Origin of the sequence: Pantoea allii, assembly GCF_046529425.1 — a bacterium.
In the GTDB taxonomy this organism is placed as follows: domain Bacteria; phylum Pseudomonadota; class Gammaproteobacteria; order Enterobacterales; family Enterobacteriaceae; genus Pantoea; species Pantoea allii.
Genome location: NZ_CP125958.1, coordinates 835,428 through 860,111, shown reverse-complemented (window position 1 = coordinate 860,111; position 24,684 = coordinate 835,428). Strand labels below are relative to the sequence as shown.

The following is a 24,684-nucleotide window of genomic DNA, read 5'->3' as shown; positions in this document are numbered from 1 at the left end:
TAAACTTGGTTAGTGCTCCCCATTAATGCATTTCTGTAATTTAGTACGAGCTTATCTATGCCGAACCTGCTTGTTGCTCTCGGCGATGGAGGCATTGCTCATCAGTGCTATCACCGCCCGTCTGCTCCGCGCATCCTTTCGTAGAAATCTCGACTATCACCCAATCCCGGAAACCAAAACCTTACCATCACCTAAATCAAGCCCACTCACCCACTGAAGTACAGCTTTAAAGCCCCCCCAACGCAAAAACCCCCGCCGAAGCGAGGGTTTCAAATTTGTGGTGCCCGAACCCGGAATCGAACCAGGGACACGGGGATTTTCAATCCCCTGCTCTACCGACTGAGCTATTCGGGCAACGGGGCGCATTAAACCTTATGCAGGCCCCAGCGTCAAACGCTTTTCACAAAAATGAAATCAACTGACGGGTTTTCCATCAACCCGGATAGTCACGGACGAAAATTTAGCGATGCGCTCAAAAAGACACCGGATTTTCGCGCTGCCGAACGCCCTCTGACAGGCGATTTTTCGCTGCTATTTTGCTTTATCCACGATTTATCCGCGCTCTTTTTCCCAACCGTTTTTTTGCCATAAATCCGTCATCTGCGCTCATTACTCTAAGATTATTCCTGGACAATCAAGAGCCGCATCATGCAGTTACCCGCCTCTGTGAATACTGTGATTTCCGCCTCAAGCCGTTATGACGCACGGGTGCTCTGCATTGATGTTCCTTTTGTCAGCCCCGACACGGATAACCGTGCCGTGATGGCGCTCTTTGCCGAGCATAAAGATCTTATCGGCCTGCCCGTGGTTGAAAACGGCAAGCCGTTTGGCATGATTAACCGCCACATCTTTTTGTCGCAGATGGCGCGCCCGTTTTTCCCCGAACTCTATGACCGCAAAAGCTGTATCGCCTTTATGGATAAGTTCCCGCTGGTGATTGACGTGGAAAATACCCTGGAAAGCGTCGCACAGCAGGTGGTGGCTAACGGCGATAAGTCTGTGGCCGATGGGTTTATCCTGACCGAGCACGGGCACTATATCGGCATTGGTTTAGGGATCGATCTGATTCGCCGCGTCTCCGATCTACAGGCGCGCCAGCATCAGCAGATTTTACAGAGCATTGATTATGCGCGGGTGATTCAGGACGCGATGCTGGACCGCTCCAACCAGTTAATCGCTTCCCTGCTCGACGACTGGTGTTTGTACTGGCAACCACGTGACGGTGTGGGGGGAGATTACTATGCCTTTCACCGTCACGACAGCGGCTGGCTGGCGGTGATCGCCGACTGCACAGGTCATGGGATTCCCGGTGCCTTTATGACGGTGATTTTGCAGTCTGCGCTGGAAAACGCGCTACGCGAAGCCGATCTCCAGGCCCCGGCCAGCATCCTGCATGCCCTTAACCACCATATCAAACAAACGCTCGGCCAGCTGAATGCCTCTCAGCAAACGTCACTCTCTAACGACGGCTGCGATGCCATCGTGATATCGGTCGATACCGAGCGGCATCAGCTGCGCTGGGCCAGCGCCCGAACCCAGGCGTTTATGCTCAGCCACATCAGTAAAGAAATTACCTCGCTCAGTCAGGATCGCGTCGGCGTGGGCTATACCGATACGCCAGAAGACTATCACTGGCCTGAGCAGAGCTTAGCGTTTAACCGTGGCGACATGCTGTTTGTGCTGACAGATGGCGTCACCGACCAGCCGGGTGGCGAGCGCAATATCATGTTTGGTAATAAGCGCATCCAGTCTCTGCTGATGCGTTATCAGCAGTTGCCCATGCCGCAGTTATCACTGGCGTTTCAGCAAGATTATTTAAGCTGGCAAGGTAACCAGGCGCGACGCGATGACGTCACCTGGTTTGGCTTTCGCTATTGACCGCACCGGGAAGAAAATGAAAAACGAGTCACTACGGGGTCTGCCCTTCAATACCGAATCGCAGTCCGGCCTTATTGCACTACAGTACACCGGCTTTTTTTCACCCCAGAACATCACGGCAATGGGTGAAGTGGTCAAACTGTTTCTGGAAAACCATGAGCAGTCGCAAAAGGTCAGACGGCGGCTGTTCTCCAGCTTTGTCGAGATTGCACAAAACATTTTACGTTACTCTCAGGACAGCCGGGCGCTGAGCCATAACGATCAGCTGTATCGCTTTGGTTCATTGAGCCTGCGCTACGATGATGGTCGCTACTATCTGGAAAGCGCTAACCTGGTCGCCAGTGACGCCACTCATCAGCTGCGCGGTGACTTGGATTCGCTGCGGGTGATGAATGCGGATGAAATTAAACAAGCTTATCGAAACCGGTTACGCGCTGAGAGTCCGGTCTGGAGCAAAGGCGCAAATATCGGCTTGCTTACCCTGGCGCGCGACGTCAGTGAACCGCTGGAATATTGTTTCCAGCCACTGGAGGCCAGCGAGCTCTCTGCCTTTTGGTTAAAGGCCACAATCTGCCATGACTGAAGAAACCCTTATGCAAACCATTCAACTTACCGCCACTGAATGTACGCCCGCCGTAGAGTTTGACTTTGCGGCCCACCGATTCTCCCTGAAAGGAGAATCCTGGCCCGAGAACGCCGCCGCCTTTTACCGGCCACTGCAAAGTGCGCTGGAGTGCTGGCAACCGCAGGCCAGCCAACCGGCAGAGGTGAATATTGACCTGAGCTATTTCAACAGCTCAAGCACCAAGATGCTGTTTGGGCTGTTCGATCAGTTCAACAGGCTGGCGCAGAACGGCTGCACGATAATACTCAACTGGTTCTATGATGCCGAAGACGACGTTTCGGAAGAGTTTGGTGAGGAGCTGTCGCTGGATTTCACCGCGTTAACCGTGAAGCTGCATGCGGAACAGCGCCAATGACGCAACTTAACGAGCTGTTTCTGGAAGAAACCCAGGCACTCAATCAGGCCAGCCATATCGCGGCGCAGCAAAGCCTGCACGCCGAAGAGTATCGCCAGGCGTTGCTGCAGCTTAACAGCCACTACCAGCGGCTAATGCGGGAAACCTACCGGCTAATCTCGCGCAGCGATCGGGCAGAGCGTGAGCTGAACCGGGTGAATGAACAACTTAACGAGCTGGCAACAGAGCTGGAGTACAAAGCCACGCACGATCCCCTGACCAATGTCTGGAACCGCAGCGCCATTATTCAACGCATCAGCGACACGCTGGATCAAACACCAGCGGCCTTAATCATCCTCGATATCGACTTTTTTAAACGCATCAATGATGAATACGGGCATCCCGTCGGAGATAAGGTGATTTGCGAGCTGGTGCAGCGCATTCAGCGTAATACGCCCGACATGGCCAGCATCGGCCGTATCGGCGGTGAAGAGTTCACCATCATGTTACCCAACACCTGGCTGGGTGATGCAGTGATCGTTGCCGGGGCCATTCTTGCCTCATTAAACGCCTCGCCGCTTAATGCCCTGCCAGAGCGGCTGGTCACGGCCAGCCTCGGCGTCAGCTGGGGCGCGGCGGGCACCCGGTTTGAAACGCTTTACACCCATGCCGATGCGGCGCTCTACGATGCCAAAAAGCACGGGCGTAATCGGGTATTCTTCCGCTAGCCTGCCCGATGTTGTACCACCTCGACCGGCGGTGTGGTGGTCGGCGGCAGGAAGATATGGTCAAGCAGCTGGCGCATGACCGGCGCGGCAACCACGCCTTCACCTCCGCCGTTTTCCAGAATCAGGGCCACCGCCACTTTGGGATCGTTGAAGGGCGCGAAGGCAGTGTAAAACGTATGGTCGCGCAGCCGTACCGGAATCATTTTGGCGTTATAGGTCTGGTTTTCTTTCAGGCTAAATACCTGTGATGTCCCGCTTTTCGCTGCAATGCCGTAGGGCGCAGTATGGAAATATTTATAGCCTGTCCCGTTCGATGCGTTGGCCATGCCAAACATGGCATGTCGCACCAGTGACCAGTACGGTGAATGCGGATCGCCAACCTGCGCCTGGGGCAGTTTAGCCTGATAGAGCTGAACGCTGGTGCCGCGCTGCGATTTTTCCAGCAGATGCGGCGCAATCACCCGGCCATTATTAATTAACGTCACCAGCGCTTTCACCATCTGTATCGGGGTGGCAATCCAGTAGCCCTGCCCAATCCCCACCGACACCGTATCGCCCTGATACCACGGCTTTTTATGCACTTTCATTTTCCAGTCGCGGCTCGGTAGCAGCCCGCTGTACTCTTCGTTCAGGTCGATGCCCGTGGGCTGACCGTAACCGAATTTGCTGAGCATGGTGTGAATACGATCGATGCCCATCATAAAGGCCACCTGATAGAAGAAGGTGTCGGCAGACTCTTCGATAGCTTTGGTGACATCGAGCGTGCCGTGCCCGCTTTTTTTCCAGTCACGATAGCGACGATCGGTGCCCGGTAAGGTCCATGTCGGCCCACCAAAAAAGGTGGTTTGCGGGGTAATCACATGGGTTAACAGCGCAGACATCGCCATATAGGGTTTTACGGTGGAAGCCGGGGGATAAAGGCCCTGCGTGACACGGTTGATCAGCGGCAGATTTTTATCCTGCAGCAGCGTTTTGTAGGCCTTGTAGCTGATGCCTTTCACAAACGGATTAGGATCGTAGCTGGGGCTGGAAACCATGGCCAGCACGGAGCCGTCGTGAGGGTCCTCCACCAGCAACGCGGCACGCTGCCCGGCCAGCAGGCTTTCAATATACTGCTGCAGATGCAGGTCCAGCGTCAGGGTGATGTTCTTACCCGCCACCGGGGGCACTTCTTTCAGCACCCGGACAATGCGCCCATGGTTATCCACTTCCACTTCCTGATAACCCGGCTTACCGTGCAGCAGAGATTCATAATAGCCTTCAATCCCCTGTTTACCGATGTTGTGGTCAGCCGCGTAGTTTTCTGCAATACCTTCTGCATTCAGCCGTTTGTAGTCGTTGTCATTGATTTTAGAAACGTAGCCGATGACATGTGCCAGATCGGCCCCATAGGGATATTCTCTGTCCTGATAGGTATCAATGCTGACGCCGGTAAAGCGAAACTGGTTTACCGAAAAGCGCGCCACCTCTTCGTCGGTGAGTTCCTCTTTGAGGATAACCGGCTTATAGCGGCTGCTCTGGTGAAGATCGTGCTGAAAACGTTCTATATCGTCCGGGGTCAGATCGATAAGCGGCGTGAGCTGGCGCAGCACGTCTTTCATATCATCCACTTTATACGGGGTGATGGTGATGTCGTACCAGGTTACGTTGCGCACCAGCGGAATGCCGTTACGGTCAAAAATCAGCCCGCGCGTGGGCGCGATAGGGATCATCTTGATGTCGTTTTGATTTGAACGTGTCTGGTAATAGCTGTGATCGCGTACCTGCAGGCGATACAGGTTTAAACCAAGAATGGTGAAGCAGATGCAGACCAGCACAAATGCCATCACGGCACGGCGTACAAATAACTTCTCTTCAGCGTCGAAATTTCGGAAATTCATCAGGCAGGTATTTTCAGTCTGGCATATTGTTATTTATTGTTCGTCTTCATGATAGTGACATAAGCGATCCTTGCCAGTGCCAAGATGCACAAGCCTGATGAAAAGTGTGTCATTTGATGAGAATGTTGCGAAAAGAACGGGAAGCGTAAATTTTCTGACGCGTTAACCCGGCAACAGCGCGCTGCCGGGTTAAGGATGACATTAATGACGTCGGGGTTTAATCACCCAGCAGTACTGATTCCAGCGCAATCTTGATCATGTCATTAAAGGTTGTCTGACGTTCTGCCGCAGTGGTCTGCTCATGGGTACGGATATGATCCGACACGGTGCAGATAGTCAGCGCTTTCGCACCAAACTCGGCGGCTACGCCGTAAATGCCTGCAGCTTCCATTTCAACGCCGAGAATGCCGTACTTCTCCATTACGTCAAACATCTGCGGATCGGGCGTGTAGAACAGGTCGGCAGAGAAGATATTCCCTACGCGCGCGTCGACGCCCAGATTTTTAGCCGCATCAACGGCGTTACGTACCATATCGAAGTCCGCAATCGCGGCAAAATCGTGATCTTTGAAGCGCATACGGTTGACTTTCGAGTCGGTAGACGCGCCCATGCCGATAACGATATCACGCAGTTTCACATCGGCACGCACGGCACCACAGGAACCCACACGGATAATTTTCTTCACGCCAAACTCGGTGATCAGCTCTTTCGTATAGATGGAGCAGGAGGGAATACCCATACCGTGGCCCATTACCGAGATTTTGCGGCCTTTGTAGGTGCCGGTATAACCCAGCATGCCGCGCACGTTATTCACCTCAACGGCATTTTCCAGAAAGGTTTCTGCAATGTGCTTCGCACGCAGCGGATCGCCCGGCATCAGTACGACGTCTGCGAAATCACCCATTTCTGCATTAATGTGAGGAGTTGCCATAATTCTCTATCCTTTTTAAAAATTTCGCTGTTTTTACAGCATGTTCTTGCCGTAGTCCATGGGGGACAGGTCAAAATAGTGCGCGATCGTCTGGCCGATATCGGCAAAGGTTTCACGATAGCCCAGCGATCCCGGCTCAACCTTCGGTCCGTAAATTAAGATCGGGATGTGCTCGCGCGTATGTTCGGTGCCCTGCCAGGTCGGATCGCAACCGTGATCTGCCGTGAGGATCAAAATATCATCCTCTTTGACCCATTCCATGAGCTCTGGCAAACGGCGATCGAACAGCTCCAGCCCGCCCGCGTAACCCGCAACGTCGCGGCGATGGCCCCAGGTGGAATCAAAGTCGACAAAGTTGGTGAACACAATTGCCTGATCCGGCGCAGTCTTCATTTCCTGAATGGTCGCATCAAACAGCGCGTCCAGCCCGGTGGCTTTCACTTTTTTCGTGATGCCCTGCTCGGCATAAATATCGGCAATTTTACCGACGGAAATCACATGACCGCCCTTTTCGTCCACCAGCTTTTTCAGCATGGTCGGCGATGGTGGCTCAACGGCCAAATCGTGGCGGTTGCCTGTGCGCTCAAAGCTGCCTGCTTTGTCACCCACAAACGGACGGGCAATCACCCGGCCAATGTTATAGCCGCCTTCGGTCAGCTCTTCGCGGGCGATTTCACACAGTTCATACAGCCGCTCCAGCCCGAAGGTTTCTTCGTGGCAGGCGATCTGGAATACCGAGTCCGCCGAGGTGTAGAAAATCGGCTTACCGGAAGCCATGTGCTCTTCGCCCAACTGGTCGAGGATCACCGTACCCGATGAGTGACAGTTACCGAGATAGCCCGGTAAACCGGCGCGTTCCACCAGTTTGTCCAGCAGTTCCTGCGGGAAGCTGTTCTGCTTATCACTGAAGTAACCCCAGTCAAACAGCACAGGCACACCAGCGATTTCCCAGTGGCCTGACGGCGTATCTTTGCCAGATGACAGTTCACGGGCGTAAGCATAAGCGCCCGTGATCTTAGCCTCAGGGTCCAGTCCCGGCGGAAAACGCCCGGTTGAAAGCGCTGCCGCTTTGCCCAGCCCCAGCGCGGTCAGATTCGGTAAGTGCAGCGGCCCTTTACGACCTTTATCTGCCTGACCGTTAAAACAGGCTTCTGCGATATGACCTAACGTATCTGAACCTGCATCACCGAATTTATCGGCATCTTTGCTGGCACCGATTCCAAAGGAATCCAGCACCATAATAAAAGCACGTTTCATGCCAGTCTCCTGCGCCAAAAGCGCGCGACAAGTCAAAAAAAAGCGATCAGATCAGTATACCCGAATCCTGTGCGGTATACAGTCGCTATCCGCGTTAACCCACCTCAGTCACCCGGCGATACACGACGGGCGTGGCTGCTGGCGCGCTTTCACCCAGCGTGATGGCCGCTTTTACGGCGGCAGCGGCCTGCTGCCAGTGCGCTTCGCTGCTGGCATGAATAACGGCTAACGGACGGGAGGCATCCACCTGTTCACCCAGGGTAATCATGTCGCTCAACCCGACGCTGTAATCAATGGCATCGCTGGCGCGCTGGCGTCCACCGCCCATCGCTACCACCGCCATGCCCAGCGCGCGGGTATCCATATGGGTAACACAGCCCGCGCTGTCGGCATAAACCGCTTTGCTCATCGTCGGCGCAGGTAAATAGCTGTCGTAGCGCTCAACAAAATCGCTCGGGCCGTTTTGCGCCGCCACCATGCGGGCAAACACCTCTGCGGCCTTGCCGTTATCCAGCACCGTCATTAATTTTTCGCGTGCCTCAGCATCATTTTCTGCCAGTTTGCCGGAGATCAGCATTTCGCTGCACAGCGCCAGCGTCACTTCCAGCAGTCGCGGGTTACGCTGCGCACCGGTTAAGAAGCGCACCGCTTCACGCACTTCCAGCGCGTTACCGGCTGTGGAGGCCAGCACCTGATTCATATCCGTTAACAGCGCCGTGGTTCGGCAGCACGCGCCATTGGCCACGCCGACAATGGCCTGCGCCAGGTTTTCAGACGCCTCATAGGTCGGCATAAATGCCCCTGAGCCGACTTTGACATCCATCACCAATGCATCCAGGCCCTCGGCCAGCTTTTTCGCCAGGATCGAGGCGGTGATCAGCGGAATGGAATCCACGGTGGCCGTGATATCACGTGTGGCATAAAACCGTTTGTCCGCCGGCGCCAGAGAGTTGGTCTGGCCGATAATCGCCACGCCAACCTGTTTAATGGTCTGGCGGAAGTGGTCATCACTGGGGAAAATATCAAAACCAGGAATCGCTTCGAGCTTATCTAAGGTGCCGCCGGTGTGCCCCAGCCCGCGACCTGAGATCATCGGGATATAACCGCCACAGGCGGCCACCATCGGCCCCAGCATCAGCGACGTGACATCGCCGACGCCGCCCGTGGAGTGCTTGTCGACCACCGGCCCGTTGAGGTTCAGGGATTTCCAGTTCAGCACGGTGCCTGAGTCACGCATCGCCATCGTCAGCGCCACCCGTTCGGCTAGCGACATATCGTGAAAATAAATGGTCATTGCCAGTGCGGCAATTTGTCCTTCGGAAACGCTGTTATCGCGCACGCCGTTAATGAAGAAACGAATCTCGTCTTCACTCAGCGCGTGGCCGTCACGTTTTTTTCGAATGATTTCTTGTGCGAGGTACAAAGTTGCCCCCTTACGTCAGGGAAAGAGGAGAAAAGGCGGCCGGATGCCGCCCAGAGATATCAGTAGCCTGACTGACGAGTATCGCTGCTGTGTCCAAGCGTGTTCAGCAGGCTTGCCAACAGACTGGAGGCACCAAAACGGAAGTGGCGCGCATCAGCCCAGTCAGCGCCCAGCGTATCTTCTGCCAGTTGCAGATAGATGGCGGCATCTTCCGCCGTGCGCACACCACCGGCAGGTTTAAAACCGACATGCGCTTTAACGCCTTTATCGCGGATCACGCTCATCATGATCTGCGCCACCTCTGGCGTCGCGTTTACCGCCACTTTACCGGTTGAGGTTTTGATAAAGTCAGCCCCGGCGTCAATGGCAATTTCTGAGGCCTGACGAATCAGCGCTTCCTGCTTCAGCTCGCCGGTTTCGATAATTACTTTCAGCAGAACACTGGCGTCGGCGCAGACGGTTTTACACGCCTTCACCAAATCAAAACCCACCTGAGCATTGCCCGCCATCAGCGCGCGGTACGGGAAAACCACGTCCACTTCGTCGGCACCGTAAGCGATAGCCGCACGGGTTTCGGCCAGCGCAATCTCAATGTCGTCATTGCCGTGGGGGAAGTTGGTCACGGTGGCAATACGCACATCCGGGGTTCCCTGCTCACGCAGTGTTTTACGGGCAATGGGAATAAAACGCGGATAAATGCAGACGGCTGCGGTATTGCCCGCCGGGGATTTAGCCTGATGACACAGTGCAATCACTTTCTCATCGGTGTCATCTTCATTCAGGGTGGTTAAATCCATCAGTTTCAGCGCGCGCAGGGCCTGCTGTTTGATATCGGTCATAGCGATCTCCAGAACATGGGGTGAATCGTTGAATCACCCTTGCATGTGATAATAGTAACAATTCGGGGCCGGGTAATATGTGCCATACGTCACATCAAAGTATGAAACAACTGCAACATCTAACAAGAAAGTGGATTAATGCACGCTATCCGGCCGAGTCAACCCAGTATAAGCCAGCACTGAGAATGTTACTATTATAACATTTTGGTGAGAAAGGGGTAAACCGGCGGGATTACGGAAGAAGAAAAAGGCTGTGGCTGTTATGCCATAGCGCATCGGCGATCGTCTCGGGCGATTCGTCACGCAGTTCACACAACACCTGCCACACCTGAAAGGCACGCTCTGGCCGGTTAGGCTGTCCCTGAAAACCGTTGAGGGGCATATCCGGTGCATCGGTCTCCAGCAACAGCGAGGAGAGCGGTAGCTGCGCAATGGTCTGCCGGGTTTTACTGGCACGGGGATAGGTAATGGTGCCGCCCACGCCAATCGCATAGCCGAGTTTGATAAACGCCTGTGCCTGTTGCAGGCTACCGGCAAAACCGTGCACGACGCCGCGGCGCGGAAGATCGTGACGGCGCAGATGCAACGCCAGTTGATCGTGCGTGCGGCGCGAGTGCAGGATCACCGGCAGATCGTAACGTTTCGCCAGCTTCAGCTGCGCATCCAGAAAATATGTCTGCTGATCAAAATGGGGCTCTTCACGATAACGATCCAGACCGATTTCACCGAGGGCGACCAGTTTAGCGGGCCGCTGTTGCAGCAACCTTTCAAGCTCAGCAAGGTGCGGCTCTTTATGATGTTCAATCACAATCGGATGCAGCCCCAGGGCAGCATAAAGGGCCTGATGCTCGCGGGCTAACTGGCAAACCAGGTCAAAGCGCCCGGCCTCTACCGACGGCACAATAATTTTTTCAACGCCCGCGTTCGCGGCCTGGCGCAGACTGGCGTCGACCTCATCCACGAACGGCGGAAAATCAAAGTGGCAGTGGGTATCCACAAACCTCATGCCAGCGAACCTTTACTGTAGGCATCATCGTTGCCTGCCAACGGCGTGATCACCGCCGCGCGCTCCGGTTCATTCGCCACCGGCGCTGATGGCAACACGATATCCAGCCCGGTTGCGGGTTCGGCATCGCTCAGCCACTGGCCAAGCGTGGCCATAAAATAGCGGCCACAGCGACGTCCAAGATGGTAGTCCTGATTGAGCGAAGCGACCCGGCTGCCCAGCGCGTTACTGGCTAAGGCGCGCGGCGGGAAGATTTCGATGATGCGTAAATCACCCGGTGGCTTCTCAATAAACTGCTGGGTTTCACGGTAGCTCTGCTCGTGATGATGCAGGATATTGATCATCGGCTGCAGCGCACTGCCGTTGAACCAGCGCTCCATGCGCGTCATCCAGCGCGGCGTGTCAAACATCTGCGAGGGCACGGTGCGGATCACCACAATGGTATCCGCGCCGCGTTTTGCGGCCTCCCGGACGGGAATCGCGTCACTGACGCCGCCATCCAGATAGCTTATTCCTTCCAGATCCACGCCCAGCCGATAAAAGCCCGGAATCGCACTGGAAGCTTTAATAATTTCCAGCCAGTTATCACTGGTGGGCGCAAAATAACTGGGCGCATAGTCATCACTGCGACAGGCACACATATAGAATTCGCGCCCGTTCGCAAACAGCGTTTCGGCACTGCTCATCGCCAGGGGAAATTCACTTCGGGTAATATCGATCAACCAGTCGAGGTCAATAAGATTGCCCCCGCGTAAGAAACGTAGCGGATCGAAAAACAGCTTGCTGGTGGTATAGCGCGTAATGACCCGACGTGCGTAGCCCGGCTGTGCACACACAAAGGCAGACAGGTTCTGTGCCCCGGCTGAGGTGCCAAGCAGTAACTGGAAGGGGTTGAATTTAGCCCGCTGAAACTCATCTAAAACGCCAGCGGTAAAGATGCCGCGTTGACCGCCGCCCTCGCAGACTAAGGCGATTTTCCTGGCTTTAAAAGGTGTGAGAGCAAGGGGTTCAATCGCCCCCAGCGTCACGGGAATACGTATACCCAATGTACCGACCTCAGATTGGGTTCCCGATAGACAAATGTAGGGAATGCAGGGAGTAGAATTGTGGGTCGATACTAGCACGGAGAACCAGCTATGGTGTCCATAAATTGTGCTATTGACGTTGCGCCGTTTAACACATCGTTGCGAATATGAAGCATCCTTTGCTTCACAATAACATTCGCTACAAATAACTGGTCTCCGTTTAATACTGGCTACGCCAGCATTAAACTGTCTGGATCATCGCTATAGCTTTTTACGGCCAGTGAACAAGCTGATGAGGAACAGAATAATACCCACCACGAAGACCACTTTAGCGGCCCAGGCTGCGGTACCGGCCAGGCCACCAAAACCTAATGCAGCAGCGATCAGTGCAATCACCAGAAAAATAATGCCCCAACGAAACATAAGCCTCTCCTTCACCATTTAATATTGAACTGCTTGTTTCATCCCAACGATGGGTATTTTTATCAGCGCGGCCTCGCGAGGAAGCCGCACCGGGTCGTGTTAAGACTTGACCTTCAGGTCATTTTTAACACTTTTTACGCCTTCGATAGCTTTAGCGATGCTCTCAGCACGGTCAGACTGTGCCTGGTTCGCCACTTCACCTGAGAGCTGAACCACACCATCGGTGGTTTCAACTTTCACGTTACGTGAAGGAACCATGTCATCAGCTAATAGCTTAGCTTTAATTTCGCTGGTTGTAGCAGCGTCACCGGCATAACCTTTCATTGACTGGTTTTTTGCGTCTTTCACATGCAGTTTGTCGCTGACGGATTTCACGCCTTCCACTTTTTTCACCACGGCCACGGCTTTTTCAGCCTGGTCTTGTGAGGTGACAAAACCGCTCAGCGTCACCACGCCTTTATGGGTTTTGACAGAAATGTCGGTGCTTTTGATGGAGTCGTCATCAACCAGGGCCGCTTTCGCTTTGGCGGTCACGGCGCTGTCATCCATAAAGCCGCCCACTGATTTCATTGAGCTGTCGATTTTAGAACCGGCGCTGTCAGCCGTCTGTGACGCTTTCTGAGACGCGGATTCCTCTGCAAATGCGCTTCCGCTCAGCAGAGCAGTACCGATCATCGCAGCCATCAATGTTTTAGTAATCTTCGTTGTGTGCATCGATATCATCCTTCTATCTGTTAACTCGCCCAAAACTGTGGGCGCAAGAGCAGCAAACAGTGCTGCTGCGGCACTGGACGCAGGGAGAAATAAGTCTCTTTAACCGTCCGATGAAGTAATCATAGTCGGGATTTAGAGATTTGCTTGGGTAACTGGTTGATCGTGCGTCAAAAGCGAGGAAAAAGCGTGTTTTAGGAGGGTTCTGTATCGGTTAAAACAGGGCCATCCCGCGCTGGAATGGCCCTGCAGGCGCGGATTAATGCTCGCGGGTTTTGCGGAACGTCACATCAGGATAGCGTTCCTGCGTAATGTTCAGATTCACCATCGTCGGCGCGATATAGGTCAGGTTATCCCCGCCATCCAGCGCGAGGTTAACCTCGTTTTTACGCTGGAAATCTTCAAATTTTTTGGCGTCACTGCACTCGACCCAACGCGCCGTAGAGACGTTAATCGCCTCATAGATGGCTTCAACGTTGTACTCGCTTTTCAGACGCGCAACGACCACGTCAAACTGCAGTACACCCACGGCGCCCACAATCAGGTCATTGTTATGCACCGGGCGGAACACCTGCACCGCGCCCTCTTCCGACAGCTGTACCAGCCCTTTCAGCAGCTGCTTTTGCTTCAACGGATCGCGCAGGCGGATACGGCGGAACAGTTCTGGGGCGAAGTTCGGAATCCCGGTGAACTTCATGTTCTCACCCTGAGTAAAGGTGTCGCCAATCTGAATGGTGCCGTGGTTGTGCAGGCCGATGATATCGCCCGGATAGGCTTCTTCCACATGCGAACGGTCGCCTGCCATAAAGGTCAGGGCATCAGAAATCACCACGTCTTTGCCGGTGCGCACCTGGCGCAGCTTCATGCCTTTTTCATAGCGGCCGGAAACCACGCGCATAAACGCCACCCGGTCACGGTGTTTAGGGTCCATGTTGGCCTGAATCTTAAACACGAAGCCGGTGAATTTCTCTTCTTTGGCTTCAACCTTGCGGGTATCGGTATCGCGCGGCATGGGACGTGGCGCCCACGCCACCAAGCCATCCAGCATATGATCTACGCCGAAGTTACCCAGCGCGGTTCCAAAGAACACCGGAGAGAGCTGACCGCTAAGAAATGCCTCTTCATCAAATTCGTTTGAAGCACCCTGCACCAGCTCCAGCTCGTCACGCAACTGAGCGGCCAGCTCTTCGCCTACCGCCGCGTCGAGTTCCGGGTTATCCAGGCCTTTGACGGTACGGACTTCCTGAATGGTGTGCCCTTTACCGGTCTGATAGAGATAGGTTTCATCTTTATAAAGGTGATAAACCCCTTTAAACAACTTACCGCAGCCTATCGGCCAGGTGATGGGCGCACAGGCAATTTTTAACTCGCTTTCCACTTCATCCAGCACTTCCATCGGATCGCGGATGTCACGGTCGAGTTTGTTCATAAAGGTGAGGATGGGCGTATCACGCAGACGGGTGACTTCCATCAGCTTGCGGGTACGATCTTCAACGCCTTTTGCCGCATCGATCACCATCAGACAGCAGTCAACGGCAGTCAGCGTACGGTAGGTATCTTCAGAAAAGTCTTCGTGCCCCGGCGTATCCAGCAGGTTTACCAGGCTGTCACGATAGGGAAACTGCATAACCGACGTCGTAATCGAAATACCACGCTGCTTTTCCATCTCCATCCAGTCAGACTTAGCATGCTGGTTAGAGCCACGGCCTTTTACCGTTCCGGCGGTCTGAATCGCCTGTCCGAACAGCAGGACTTTTTCGGTAATGGTGGTTTTACCGGCATCCGGGTGCGAGATAATTGCGAAGGTGCGGCGGCGTGCCACCTCTTCTAAAAAGGGATTAGACATGAGTGAATTCTTCTCAACGTAGCCACGCACTAACAGGCGCAGCAGATAAATCACGGTGGCCGGCAGAACCTTACCGGCAGGTAAACGGTGCCAAATGCGACTTTATGTCGTCGCGGGGTGAGCGCAAAGTTACATTGGCGTGCTTCCGGTTACCTGGTCAACTTTAAGGCGGCATAGCATACAATATTTTGTGCTAATGGCCTACAGCGTACCGAAGAGAAAGTCACGTCGGCCTGAAATACCGCTCAGCGAGGCTTAGCACGGATGCGGCGGCCCAGGCGCGTGGCGCAGTCATCCCGCCGCCAGCCGCGGCTGTGAAAGTGAAAACCCCCACGTCACTGCGGCCCGGTGCCGGTTAATCCACCAATTCAATCCCTAAGCTTTCCAGCAGAGACACCGCCTCAAGGCGCGAAAATTTGGCTTTAGTGACCGTATTGTTTAAGACATCAATGCTGTAATTCCATGCGTCGGTAAAATCGGCGCCCCGCAACAGCGTGTGATTGAATAAGCTGCCTGTCAGCTCCGATCCGCTGAACGTTGCGCCAGTCAGATCGCACTCTCTGAAGTCAACCTCCGCCACTCTGCACGCCTCCATTTTTAGCCCCTGAAGCTTAAGACCATAAAAGGATGCGCTGGTCAGCATGCAGTTCACAAAATACAGCTCATGATCCAGATGAAAATCAGGCCAGTAGGCTTTTGTCCAGTCGATGCCGGTCAGCTTGCACTCCGTGAACTGCAGGCCATAAAAGCGGGTATTCGGCGCATCCAACAGGCTCAGATTACAGTGCCTGAAAGTGCAGTTAATGAACTTACAGGCGGTAAACTGCGCAGAGGTGAAGTTGACGTTACTAAAGTCGCAGTCTTCAAAATGGGTTTCAGCGATGGTCAGACCGGTGAAATCCTCTTTTGAAAAATGGGTATCATAAAATTCAGCGTGACTGTCGATACGTTGCATATTCACCCTTATCGGTTAATGGTGGCATTTTACCAAAAGCTTATGCGATTTTTTCGCAGCGGAACCTTCTGACGATCACCCTTCACATTTTGCCTCATGAACCGTCATCGAACATGTCTGTTCAGCGTGGCGGGCAAAAAAACGCGCGGTCCGATCGCGTACCTGATTTTCCTCTGTCGCCTCCCCAGGCCGCATACAGACTGCGCCTCAGCCCTCCGCAACATCGCAGAGGATCGCCGCACGCCCCGCCAGGTTAACATTCAGGGAGAAAATTGACCGCGCGAAAAGCAGACCACAATGATAATCGCTCGCATTCAACAGTTGAAATAATTCTTTTTAAATCAATCAGATAAATTGCAACTTTTTCAACAAAAGGCTTCCCATTCGTTACCAGACTGTTGCATAATTCACCACTAATTTAATGACAATCAAAAGGACGCGGCCATGCTGACTGCTGAAATGACTGGACGTTTAAACGACCAGCTGAACCTGGAATTCTTCTCCGCCAATCTCTATTTACAAATGAGTGCGTGGTGCAGCGATAAAGGCTACGAGGGCGCAGCGTCCTTCCTGAAAATGCATTCGCGTGAAGAGATGCAACACATGCAGCGCCTGTTCGACTATCTGAGTGATACAGGTGGTATGCCGGTGCTGGGCAGCATTGCTGCACCGCCCGTTGCTTACAATTCGCTGAACGAAGTGTTGATTCAGGCGCTGGATCACGAAAAGCTGATCACCAGCAAAATCAATGAACTGGCGCACTCTGCCATGACGACGCAGGACTATTCAACCTTCAACTTCCTGCAGTGGTATGTTGCAGAACAGCATGAAGAAGAGAAACTGTTTAAAACCGTGCTGGATAAACTGGCGATGGTGGGCGACAGCGGTAACGGTCTGTTCCTGGTCGATAAAGACCTTGGACGCATGAGCACCGAAAACCACTCAGCCTGAACATAAACCGGCCCACGCAGGTGGGCCGGTTATCAATATTGCGGATGACGACAGCCTGATGCGCTATCGCTTACGCCAGCCGATAACATGACGTCCTTTCACCGTTGATCCACAGCGGACGCTGCTCACCCGGCGGCAACATAATCGCTATCTCACGCCACGCCGGCAGATAATCGCCGCGCTTTTCAATGGTCAGATCCAGCCGTGACGCGCTACTGGTTAAAGACCAGTTCAACCATAACGCATTGCCTTTCTGCCAACCGTGGGTTTCGCCGTCGTCATCGAACACCTCACCCTGGGTGGTGGCATCGCCCGGCGCAGGCCAAATCTGCAGCTCACGCACGTTATCACGTTGCGCATCGGTGGTGGTTTCGCACTGTCCCAGTGGGAGTGCGGCCCCGGCACGGACCAGCAACGGCAACCGATCCAGCGGCGCATCCAGCGTCACGGTTTGTCCGCCCGCCAGCCAGTTGCCGGTGTGCCAGTCATACCAGCCGTGGGTATTTTCCGGCAGATAAACCTGGCGCTGGCGTGCGCCCTGCTCCACCACGCTGGCCACCAGCAGATCGCGTCCCAGCATAAAATCATCGCACTCGTCGTACGTACGGGGATCGTCCTCATGATCGAGGAAGGTCGGCCGCAGCATGGGTTCATCCTGCTCGCTGGCCTGCCAGGCAAGCGTATACAGATAGGGCATCAGACGATAACGCAGGCGGATCGCCTCGCGGATCATCGGTGTCGCTTCCGGATACATCCAGGGCTCGTTCACCGTATGATCGTCATTCCAGGAGTGAATGGTAAACCGTGGATGCATCACGCCATTCTGCACCCAGCGTACAAACAGCTCCGGATCGGGTTTATCCCCGGCAAAACCGCCCACATCGTGCCCCACGTTAAACAGGCCTGACAGGCTCATCCCTAATCCCATGCGGATGTTGTAGCGCAGGGTTTGCCAGTTTGTCCGGTTGTCGCCGCTCCAGGTCTGCACATAGCGCTGCATCCCTGCACAGCCAGAGCGCGAGATCAGATACGGCCGCTTGTCTGGGGCAAAGCGCTGCTGAGCTTCCATCGAGGCCCGCATCATCAGTAGCGGCATCACCGGACGAATATGCTTGATGGCGATGGGCTGACCAAAGCCATAGCAGCGCGCTTCGCCATCCCAGACTTCATATTCGTTATTGTCGTTCCAGGTTGAATCGATGCCTTTTTTCAGCAACTGCTCAGTGACGTTTTGCTGCCACCACGCCACGGTTTGTGGATGGGTAAAATCCAGATGCGAGCCTTCGTCATCCCAGAACACCGAGCGTTCAGGCCGGTCATGTTCCGAATCACGGATAAACAGTCCCTGGTCCGCCACTTCTTTGTAACGTGGATGATCCTGCAGCAGACAAGGCTTGATATTGGCTGCCAGCTTCATCCCGGCCTGATGGAAAGAAGCACTCATCCCCTCCGGGTTCGGCACCTTGTCGTAGTTCCAGTTAAACACGTAGCGCTTGTTGTTAATGGAGGTGTAACCCGACGACAGCTGAAACGAATCGCAGGGAATTTCATGCTCACGGCACAGCTGGATAAAGGACAAGAGTTGCTGCTGCGCATCAGGCGCATCCGTGTAGTGCATGGTGGATCCGCTATAGCCCAGGCTCCACTTCGGCTGAAACAGGGTACGACCGGTAAGGCGAACAAAGGCTTTAGTGACGTCCAGCAGCGTCGGACCCAGCATCATGTAGTAATCCAGATCGCCCGCCTCCGCACGGTAGCGACGATAAGGCAAATGGTAATTATCTAACTCATTGCCCAGATCCAGCCAGCTGCTGCTGAGGTTATCGTAAAACAGGCCAAAGCTGACGCCGTCACGCTGGGTCAGCGTGAAGGGAATATGCTTGTAGAGCGGATCGGTACTGGCCGCGTTATAGCCCATGGCGTCCAGGTTACGCATCTCATAACGACGGTTAACCCGGTTGAGGTCGCCACTTTTTTCACCCAGGCCGTAAACCCGATCCTGCGGCTGGCGGCGCTGATAATGTTCCACACCATCGCCATGCATGTTCAGCAGGTAAGCCCCGGTATGGCGATCGACCGCCAGCGGTTGCCAGCCAGTGCCGTCAAAATGTTCCCAGCTGAGGCACAGCGGATAATGCACGGTGACGCGCAGCCGGTCAGTGGCCAGACGGATTTGCTGCGCCTCCTGCTCAACGGTAAAAGCGGGCAGTGTAAAGCCTTCCAGCGATTCGCGATCGCGTCCCTCCCATGGCACATCCTCCTGGGGAGCAATGCTCCAGGTGCGGTTGAGCGCCAGCTCCCCGTCGCGTTTCAGCAGCACGCGCATCAGGCCATTTTCTAATACGTAAATACGTAAAAAGTGACGTTGCTCGACTTTCAGTTCGACGAAATTCGCCGCCTGGTGATGAAGCGTCCATGTCTTAAGCGTTTTCATCAGGTTACCCTCAATTTTTAGCAGTACGTTGGCGGCGTTCGGCGATAAACATCACCAGGAAAACCGCGCCAATCAGGTCAAAAAAGCCCATGGCAATAAACAGGGGATTAAAGCCAATGGTGTCGGCCGTGACGCCGATAATCAGCGAGAAAATAAAGCTGGCGATCCAGGCACAGGAGCCGCGCATCCCGTTAACCGTTGCCATCTGGCGGCGATCAAAACGCTCGACCACCAGCGCACTCAACATGCAGGAGATCACCTGGTGACCGAACCCGCCGATGGAGATCAGGGCGATGGCCAGATAGGGATCTTTAACCAGCGTCATTAGTGCCAGAGAGATCATCAGGGCAGCCCCGGTCACAGAACTGGCAACGATAGAGTTGACGCGGGAGCAGCCAAACCAGCGCACATAGAGTTTGGTCAGATAACCACTGGCGATGCTGCCCAGATCCGCAGCCAGGAAGGGTAGCCAGGCAAACATCACGATCTGTTTCAGATCCATGCCGCGTTCGTTGGCCAGGTAGAGCGGCACCCAGAAGCTCAGTACCGCCCATGCGGGTTCAGCCAGAAAGGCCGGAATGGCAATACCGTAAAATTTCTTCTCTTTACCAATCTCTTTCATGGCGGTGAAAAACGGCAGCTTTTCGCCGATGACTTCTTTGTCCTGGGTGATAAACGCCCGTTCTTCCTCCGACAGACGCGGATGATGTTCAGGTGAGTGATAACCCCACCACCAGAGCGCGACCCAGATCAGGCCCAGCCCACCGGTCAGCAGAAATGCGCCCTGCCAGCCAAACGAGATATGCGCGACATAAATAATGGGCGGTGCCAGCATCGCGCCAATGGAGAACCCCACGCCAGCCCAGCCTGCTGCTACCGGTCGTTCCTTTTTCGGAAACCATTCCCCAATGGCTTTGGCATTCGCAGGCGTGGCTGCGGCCTCGGATGCCCCCATCACAAAGCGCAGCAGCGCCAGATGCAGCCAGCTTCCGGCTCCGGCGTGCAGCAGACAGGTAATGGACCAGATAACGGCGCAGATTAAAAAGCCCATCTTCAGGCCGATAATATCGATCAACCAACCGCAAAGAGGCTGAAACAGCGTATAGGCCAGCTGAAAGGCGGCTACCACCCAGGAATATTGCTCCGTAGCCATATTCAGGGTGTTTTTCAGTTCGGGGGCCAAAATGCCCAGGGAGTTACGGGTGATGTAGTTCACCGTCACGCCCAGCAGGAACATACCCAGCATCCACCAGCGCAGATTTTTAATAACCCGCACCGTGCGCGACGCGCTGGTGCGGGTGGTCGAGTCGAGACTCATGATGAAACTCCTGTAGCCAGTAATAACCGCGTTGCCGCGAAGCAAACCTTTTTGTCTGATCCGACCTTAAAAAAGCGCAAAACGTGGGTACAGCCCATTTTTTGCAACTCTTTTCATGACACTATCTGGAAATAACAAAAAACCCCTCTCAGACCAGTAGGGACACGATTCAGCACGTTATGAAAATTTTTTCATTTGCAGATTTGAGGGCGATCACAGAATGAAACAAAGCTTAAAAGTGAGCGAGATTGCCGCCCTGAGCGGCGTGTCAGTCAGCACGGTTTCTCGCGTCCTGGCCGGGAAAGCCAATATCCGTACCGCCACGCGCGATAAAGTCCTGCGCATTGCCCAACAGCAAGGCGTACTGGACAACCTTCATCATGGGCGGCTGCTGCTTAATGATCTGATGGTGTTTGCACCACCGCGCGCGTTTGATATCCGCACGGATATCTTTTATTACAAGGTGATCCAGGGCATCAGCGAGGCCGTCAAACCGCACGATGTCCGGTTGCGCTACTGCCCGCTGGAAGAGGTGGAAAGCGATGCCGCCCTGTTTATCGACAAGATGCAGCAGACGGAGGCGGCGCTGTTAATCGGTATCGACGACGAGCACATCCATCAGTTGGCAGCCGAAATGAATAAGCCCTGCGTGCTGATCAATGCCCGCGATCGCCGAATGCGGCTGCCCTCGGTATCGCCCGATCATCAGCTCATTGGCGAGTTTTCGGCGCGCTATTTGTTTGAACAGGGTCACCGGCAAATTCTGTCGCTGCACTGCCTGCGGCGTTACACCATGGAACAGCGGCTGCAGGGAGTGCGCGATGCCTGGCATGCCATGAATCTGCGCTTCGACAGCCGTCAGCACCTGATTACGCTCAACAGCTTTAGCAGCAGCGAAGCCAGCGCCTGTCTGGGTGAGTATCTGCGTCATTGTCCTCAGGCACAGCGGCCCACGGCGATTCTGGCAAGTGGGGATTATATTGCGGCGGGAACCGTGCAGGCGTTACAACAGGCCGGCCTGCGGGTGCCGCAGGATGTGTCCGTCATGAGCATGGATGGTTTTAATCTGGCGACCGTACAGGAGATACCGTTAACCTCGGTGCAGGTGCCACGGGATGAACTGGGAGAAGCTGCCGTCAAAGTCCTTCAGGCGCTGCGTTTAGACCCGGACCTGCCACCCGGCAATCTGCTGCTGAACGGCAAGCTGGTGGTACGCGACTCTGTCCGCCGCATCCGGGATAATCCGGGCCATGCCTCGGTGCAGCAACACGGGCTTTACAGCTGAGGAGGCATCGCGCGCTCAGGCAAAGCTTTCCCAGCGGGATGACAGCGTGAAATGACGCTGCCAGTTCAGCGTCGCGGGCGTTCGGGCGATTAACTGCTGACACAACGCCGGCTCGACAAAAGCGGGGATCACCTGTTCCGCCCCGCTGTGTTGGATCAGCGCCAGTTGATCGTCCAGTGGTGGGTGAACATTCCAGGGTAGCCACTGCGCCAACCCGTTTTGCAGCATCTCGAAGGCCCGCGTGCCGCGCGCCACATGGCTACTAAAAATCAGATTGAATTCGGGTCGCTGGCTCAGCGTGGCAGCCAGGCCACTGTCTGCCACCGCATCGGCTGCGACAATAATGCTGTCAGGCCGCCATTGCGTTGGCGTCGGCTCGCGCAGTAGCGGCAGTAACGCCAGCGCGGTAGCGGCAGGTAATGTATTTTGCGCCAGCAGCTGTGACACTTCCTCACGCACCTGCGGGCAAAGCACGACAGATAAACCCTGGCTACGCAGCCGTAATGCCATCTCCGGGCCTCTGCCATGCAACGGCGCCGTGACCACCGCGCCTTTTCGGGCTGCCTGCACCAGGGCATCAACCTGCTGATCCAGACGCTGATTGCGGTCGCCGTAGGATGCATCGGTAATCAGCCAGCGCGCCCGTGGCGGCCGGTCAAAAGGCAGCAGCAGCGACTCACAGCTCCAGTCTCCCATATAGGTAATCCCGCCCGCGACCGGCAGATGAAACCAGACGGAGCCGGGCGAGTGCCCGCTCCGGCCGGTAAACAGGTTAAGCGGCCCCATCGCGCACTGCCCGTGCAACGGCAGAGAATGCCGCCAGCGGGCTGGCACCGGGCAAGCAGCCAACTGCTGCCAGGTCAGCTCCGTGGCATAAACCGGCGGCGATCCCAGCTGTTGCCAGCTGTCGAGCGCACCGGCATGGTCGCCGTGGGAGTGGGTAAGACAAATCGCATCAACCTGGCCTGTCTTAGTCAGATCCGGCTTTACGCCCGGTTCAGGTCCTGCGCCCAGGTCCCATAACAGGCGATATCCCTGAATCTCAAGCAGGAAAGCGGCCGGCAATTTACCGCCCACGCCGCTCACCACCGTCAGGCTTGCCATGGCAATACTCCCTGCGGCAGGCGGCGCGTCAGACGCGTTGCCAGCAGCATTAAGGTCAGAACAACCAGAATCATCAGGCATCCCACGGCGGCAGCCAGCGGGGCGGAACCGCCTTCATCGAGAAAGATGATGGTAGGCCCCAGGGTTTGTGTGTCAGACGTCACCAGCAGCACCGATACCTGAATTTCATTTAGCGCGGTCAGAAACACCAACAGGCTTCCCGCCAGCGCCGACGGTGCCGCCAGCGGCAGTAAAATATCTCGCATGCGACGCATAAAGCCGGCCCCGCACAGGCGGGCGGCTTCATCCAGCGACGGCTCAATTTGTGCGAAGCCTGCCAGCGTGGGCCGCAAGACTAAAGCCAGAAAGTTGGACAGATAGGCAGCAAGAATGATCCAGACCGTGCCGTAAATCGACACCTCCAGCAGCGGAAGCGGCGGCAGAAAGAACAGTATGGCCGCCACGCCTGTCACAATGCCGGGCAGCGCGTACGTCAGTTCACTGGCAAACCACAGGCCGCGAACCAGCCGGGTGCGCTGCCAGCTCAGGAAAAAAGCCAGAAACAGCGCCATGGCGGTCAGGATCAGCGTCGCCAGGGAGGTCAGCCACAGGCTGGTCACGAAAGCATGACGGATTGCAGAATAGCCCCACAGCGCCTGATAAATGTTCTCCAGCGTCAGGGTTTGCCACGTTAAAGCCTGACCAAAACCCCGCGTCAGCGCCGTGGTCAGCAGCGCGCTGACGGGCATGATAAGCGTGGCGGCCATCCACAGCCAGGCCATGACTTCCATGGGCAAGCGAGCGCCTTTTAGCGGTTGATGGAACGGGCGCGGCGAGCCACTGACCCGGACATCCTGCCGACCGCCCAGCCAGGCGCTTAGCATCATGCCGGTCAGCGTGATCAGCGCAATCAGCAAGGAATAGACAGCGGTATCCGGCAACGCGCTGGGGCCGATGGCGTTGAGCTGTTGATAGACCAGGGTAATTAAGGTCGGTAAACGCGCCGGAATGCCCAACATCGCCTGAATACCAAAATTACCGACGGCCGCCACAAATGCCAGCGCCGCCCCGGCAAAAATGGCGGGGCGCGCCAGCGGCAGAATGATGGTGCGCAGGATTTGCCCGTGCGATGCACCGCTGATCTGCGCCGCCTCCACCAGTTCGGCGGGTAAACGCCGAAGACCGGCTCGCACCGTCAGAAACACCAGCGGCGCATTGTGCAAACCCAGCAGCAACACGATTCCGCCCCATGAACAGAGCGGCTGCTCACCCGGCGCAAACCAGGGTAAACCCAGCCGCTGAAACAGCGATGCCAGCAGGCTACCCGGTGCCAGTGCCTGGAGCCAGGCGAGCGCCGTCACCTGCGGCGGAATCATTAACGGTAAGATAAACGCAAAGACCCAGGCCGCTTTGGCGCGCATATCGCTCAGCGCGACCAGCCAGGCGGCAAATGTACCGAGCAGCAGCGACAGCAGGGTGGCACTCAGCCCGACGCTTAAGGTATTTAGCGTGGCGCTGAGCACCCGACGGCTGACCAGCAACTGCGTCAGCCGGGCCAGATCCGGCACGCCCTGCGGCGCCACCGCTGTCCAGATCAGCCGCCCAAAGGGCGCGACGGACAGCAGTCCGATCGTCAGCACCAGCAGCCCCAGCACCCACGGCTCGGCGCGAAAACGCCAGCGTGCGGGCTGCAAACGGCGGGGCCGACAGTCGTTACTCAGCACGCTCATG

Annotated in this window: 21 protein-coding genes and 1 tRNA gene; 6 read left to right on the top strand and 16 right to left on the bottom strand. The window is 55.4% G+C overall.

Annotated features, from left to right (window positions below; genetic code table 11):
- Positions 1-278: 278 nt before the first annotated feature.
- Positions 279-354, bottom strand: a tRNA-Phe gene (locus QNH99_RS04225).
- 294 nt (positions 355-648) lie between these two features.
- On the opposite strand from QNH99_RS04225, the gene QNH99_RS04220 reads away from it, so the two are divergent.
- The 4 genes from QNH99_RS04220 to QNH99_RS04205 are packed head-to-tail and all read left to right on the top strand — an operon-like array spanning position 649 to position 3,565.
- A complete protein-coding gene (locus QNH99_RS04220; protein WP_145395004.1) occupies positions 649-1,878 on the top strand; it encodes a SpoIIE family protein phosphatase in 1,230 nt (409 codons plus the stop codon).
- A gap of 16 nt (positions 1,879-1,894) precedes the next feature.
- Positions 1,895-2,461, top strand: coding sequence for a SiaB family protein kinase (locus tag QNH99_RS04215; RefSeq protein ID WP_063881255.1), 567 nt, complete (start codon positions 1,895-1,897; stop codon positions 2,459-2,461).
- The gene (locus tag QNH99_RS04210) at positions 2,454-2,858 is read left to right on the top strand and encodes a DUF1987 domain-containing protein (RefSeq protein WP_096011839.1); all 405 of its coding nucleotides are present in this window, start codon (positions 2,454-2,456) and stop codon (positions 2,856-2,858) included. The genes QNH99_RS04215 and QNH99_RS04210 overlap by 8 nt, the downstream gene beginning before the upstream one ends.
- Complete coding sequence (locus tag QNH99_RS04205) at positions 2,855-3,565, top strand: GGDEF domain-containing protein (RefSeq protein ID WP_063880891.1); 711 nt, start codon at positions 2,855-2,857, stop codon at positions 3,563-3,565. Before QNH99_RS04210 ends, QNH99_RS04205 begins: the two co-directional genes overlap by 4 nt.
- On the opposite strand, the gene mrdA is transcribed toward QNH99_RS04205, so the two are convergent.
- From mrdA to QNH99_RS04150, 11 genes are all read right to left on the bottom strand, one after another.
- Positions 3,562-5,445 (bottom strand): penicillin-binding protein 2, encoded by a 1,884-nt coding sequence (gene mrdA, locus QNH99_RS04200; protein ID WP_410517337.1) that lies wholly within the window; start codon positions 5,443-5,445, stop codon positions 3,562-3,564. The genes QNH99_RS04205 and mrdA overlap by 4 nt on opposite strands.
- A 217-nt stretch (positions 5,446-5,662) precedes the next feature.
- Positions 5,663-6,376, bottom strand: a complete 714-nt coding sequence (deoD, locus tag QNH99_RS04195; protein ID WP_063880893.1) for a purine-nucleoside phosphorylase — start codon at positions 6,374-6,376, stop codon at positions 5,663-5,665.
- A gap of 33 nt (positions 6,377-6,409) precedes the next feature.
- Positions 6,410-7,633, bottom strand: a complete 1,224-nt coding sequence (deoB, locus tag QNH99_RS04190; protein ID WP_063880894.1) for a phosphopentomutase — start codon at positions 7,631-7,633, stop codon at positions 6,410-6,412.
- A gap of 94 nt (positions 7,634-7,727) precedes the next feature.
- A complete protein-coding gene (deoA, locus tag QNH99_RS04185; protein WP_410517336.1) occupies positions 7,728-9,056 on the bottom strand; it encodes a thymidine phosphorylase in 1,329 nt (442 codons plus the stop codon).
- 59 nt (positions 9,057-9,115) lie between these two features.
- Entirely contained in the window at positions 9,116-9,895 is a 780-nt protein-coding gene (deoC, locus tag QNH99_RS04180; RefSeq protein ID WP_410517335.1) for a deoxyribose-phosphate aldolase, read from the bottom strand.
- A 232-nt stretch (positions 9,896-10,127) separates the two neighbouring features.
- Positions 10,128-10,901, bottom strand: coding sequence for a TatD family hydrolase (locus tag QNH99_RS04175; protein WP_410517334.1), 774 nt, complete (start codon positions 10,899-10,901; stop codon positions 10,128-10,130).
- On the bottom strand, positions 10,898-11,947 hold the full coding sequence (locus QNH99_RS04170) for a patatin-like phospholipase family protein (RefSeq protein WP_063880898.1): 1,050 nt from the start codon (positions 11,945-11,947) through the stop codon (positions 10,898-10,900). Before QNH99_RS04170 ends, QNH99_RS04175 begins: the two co-directional genes overlap by 4 nt.
- 240 nt (positions 11,948-12,187) lie before the next feature.
- Positions 12,188-12,349 (bottom strand): DUF1328 domain-containing protein, encoded by a 162-nt coding sequence (locus tag QNH99_RS04165; protein ID WP_003848537.1) that lies wholly within the window; start codon positions 12,347-12,349, stop codon positions 12,188-12,190.
- 99 nt (positions 12,350-12,448) lie between these two features.
- Positions 12,449-13,063 (bottom strand): molecular chaperone OsmY, encoded by a 615-nt coding sequence (gene osmY, locus QNH99_RS04160; protein WP_063880899.1) that lies wholly within the window; start codon positions 13,061-13,063, stop codon positions 12,449-12,451.
- A gap of 256 nt (positions 13,064-13,319) precedes the next feature.
- The gene (prfC, locus tag QNH99_RS04155; protein ID WP_063881256.1) at positions 13,320-14,906 is read right to left on the bottom strand and encodes a peptide chain release factor 3; all 1,587 of its coding nucleotides are present in this window, start codon (positions 14,904-14,906) and stop codon (positions 13,320-13,322) included.
- A gap of 355 nt (positions 14,907-15,261) precedes the next feature.
- Complete coding sequence (locus tag QNH99_RS04150) at positions 15,262-15,861, bottom strand: pentapeptide repeat-containing protein (RefSeq protein WP_410517333.1); 600 nt, start codon at positions 15,859-15,861, stop codon at positions 15,262-15,264.
- Positions 15,862-16,305: 444 nt separating this feature from the next.
- Here QNH99_RS04150 and ftnA point away from each other — a divergent pair, with 444 nt between their 5' ends.
- Positions 16,306-16,812 (top strand): non-heme ferritin, encoded by a 507-nt coding sequence (gene ftnA / locus QNH99_RS04145; protein ID WP_063880901.1) that lies wholly within the window; start codon positions 16,306-16,308, stop codon positions 16,810-16,812.
- A gap of 70 nt (positions 16,813-16,882) precedes the next feature.
- Here ftnA and QNH99_RS04140 read toward each other — a convergent pair whose 3' ends face one another.
- Together QNH99_RS04140 and QNH99_RS04135 are read right to left on the bottom strand one after the other, a co-directional pair.
- Positions 16,883-19,246 (bottom strand): glycoside hydrolase family 31 protein, encoded by a 2,364-nt coding sequence (locus QNH99_RS04140; RefSeq protein ID WP_283355121.1) that lies wholly within the window; start codon positions 19,244-19,246, stop codon positions 16,883-16,885.
- A 10-nt stretch (positions 19,247-19,256) separates the two neighbouring features.
- Positions 19,257-20,564 (bottom strand): MFS transporter, encoded by a 1,308-nt coding sequence (locus QNH99_RS04135; protein ID WP_410517332.1) that lies wholly within the window; start codon positions 20,562-20,564, stop codon positions 19,257-19,259.
- Between the two features lie 220 nt (positions 20,565-20,784).
- Between QNH99_RS04135 and QNH99_RS04130 the strand changes: the two genes are divergently transcribed.
- Positions 20,785-21,849: a LacI family DNA-binding transcriptional regulator gene (locus QNH99_RS04130; protein WP_063880904.1), complete on the top strand. Its 1,065-nt coding sequence runs from the start codon at positions 20,785-20,787 to the stop codon at positions 21,847-21,849.
- Between the two features lie 15 nt (positions 21,850-21,864).
- Here the strand turns inward: QNH99_RS04130 and QNH99_RS04125 are convergent, their stop codons facing one another.
- Both QNH99_RS04125 and QNH99_RS04120 read right to left on the bottom strand, forming a co-directional pair.
- Positions 21,865-22,953 (bottom strand): MBL fold metallo-hydrolase, encoded by a 1,089-nt coding sequence (locus tag QNH99_RS04125; RefSeq protein WP_410517331.1) that lies wholly within the window; start codon positions 22,951-22,953, stop codon positions 21,865-21,867.
- Positions 22,941-24,683 carry an ABC transporter permease gene (locus QNH99_RS04120; RefSeq protein WP_410517330.1) on the bottom strand — a complete coding sequence of 581 codons (1,743 nt, stop codon included), beginning with the start codon at positions 24,681-24,683 and terminating at the stop codon, positions 22,941-22,943. The genes QNH99_RS04125 and QNH99_RS04120 overlap by 13 nt, the downstream gene beginning before the upstream one ends.
- Position 24,684 lies beyond the last annotated feature (1 nt).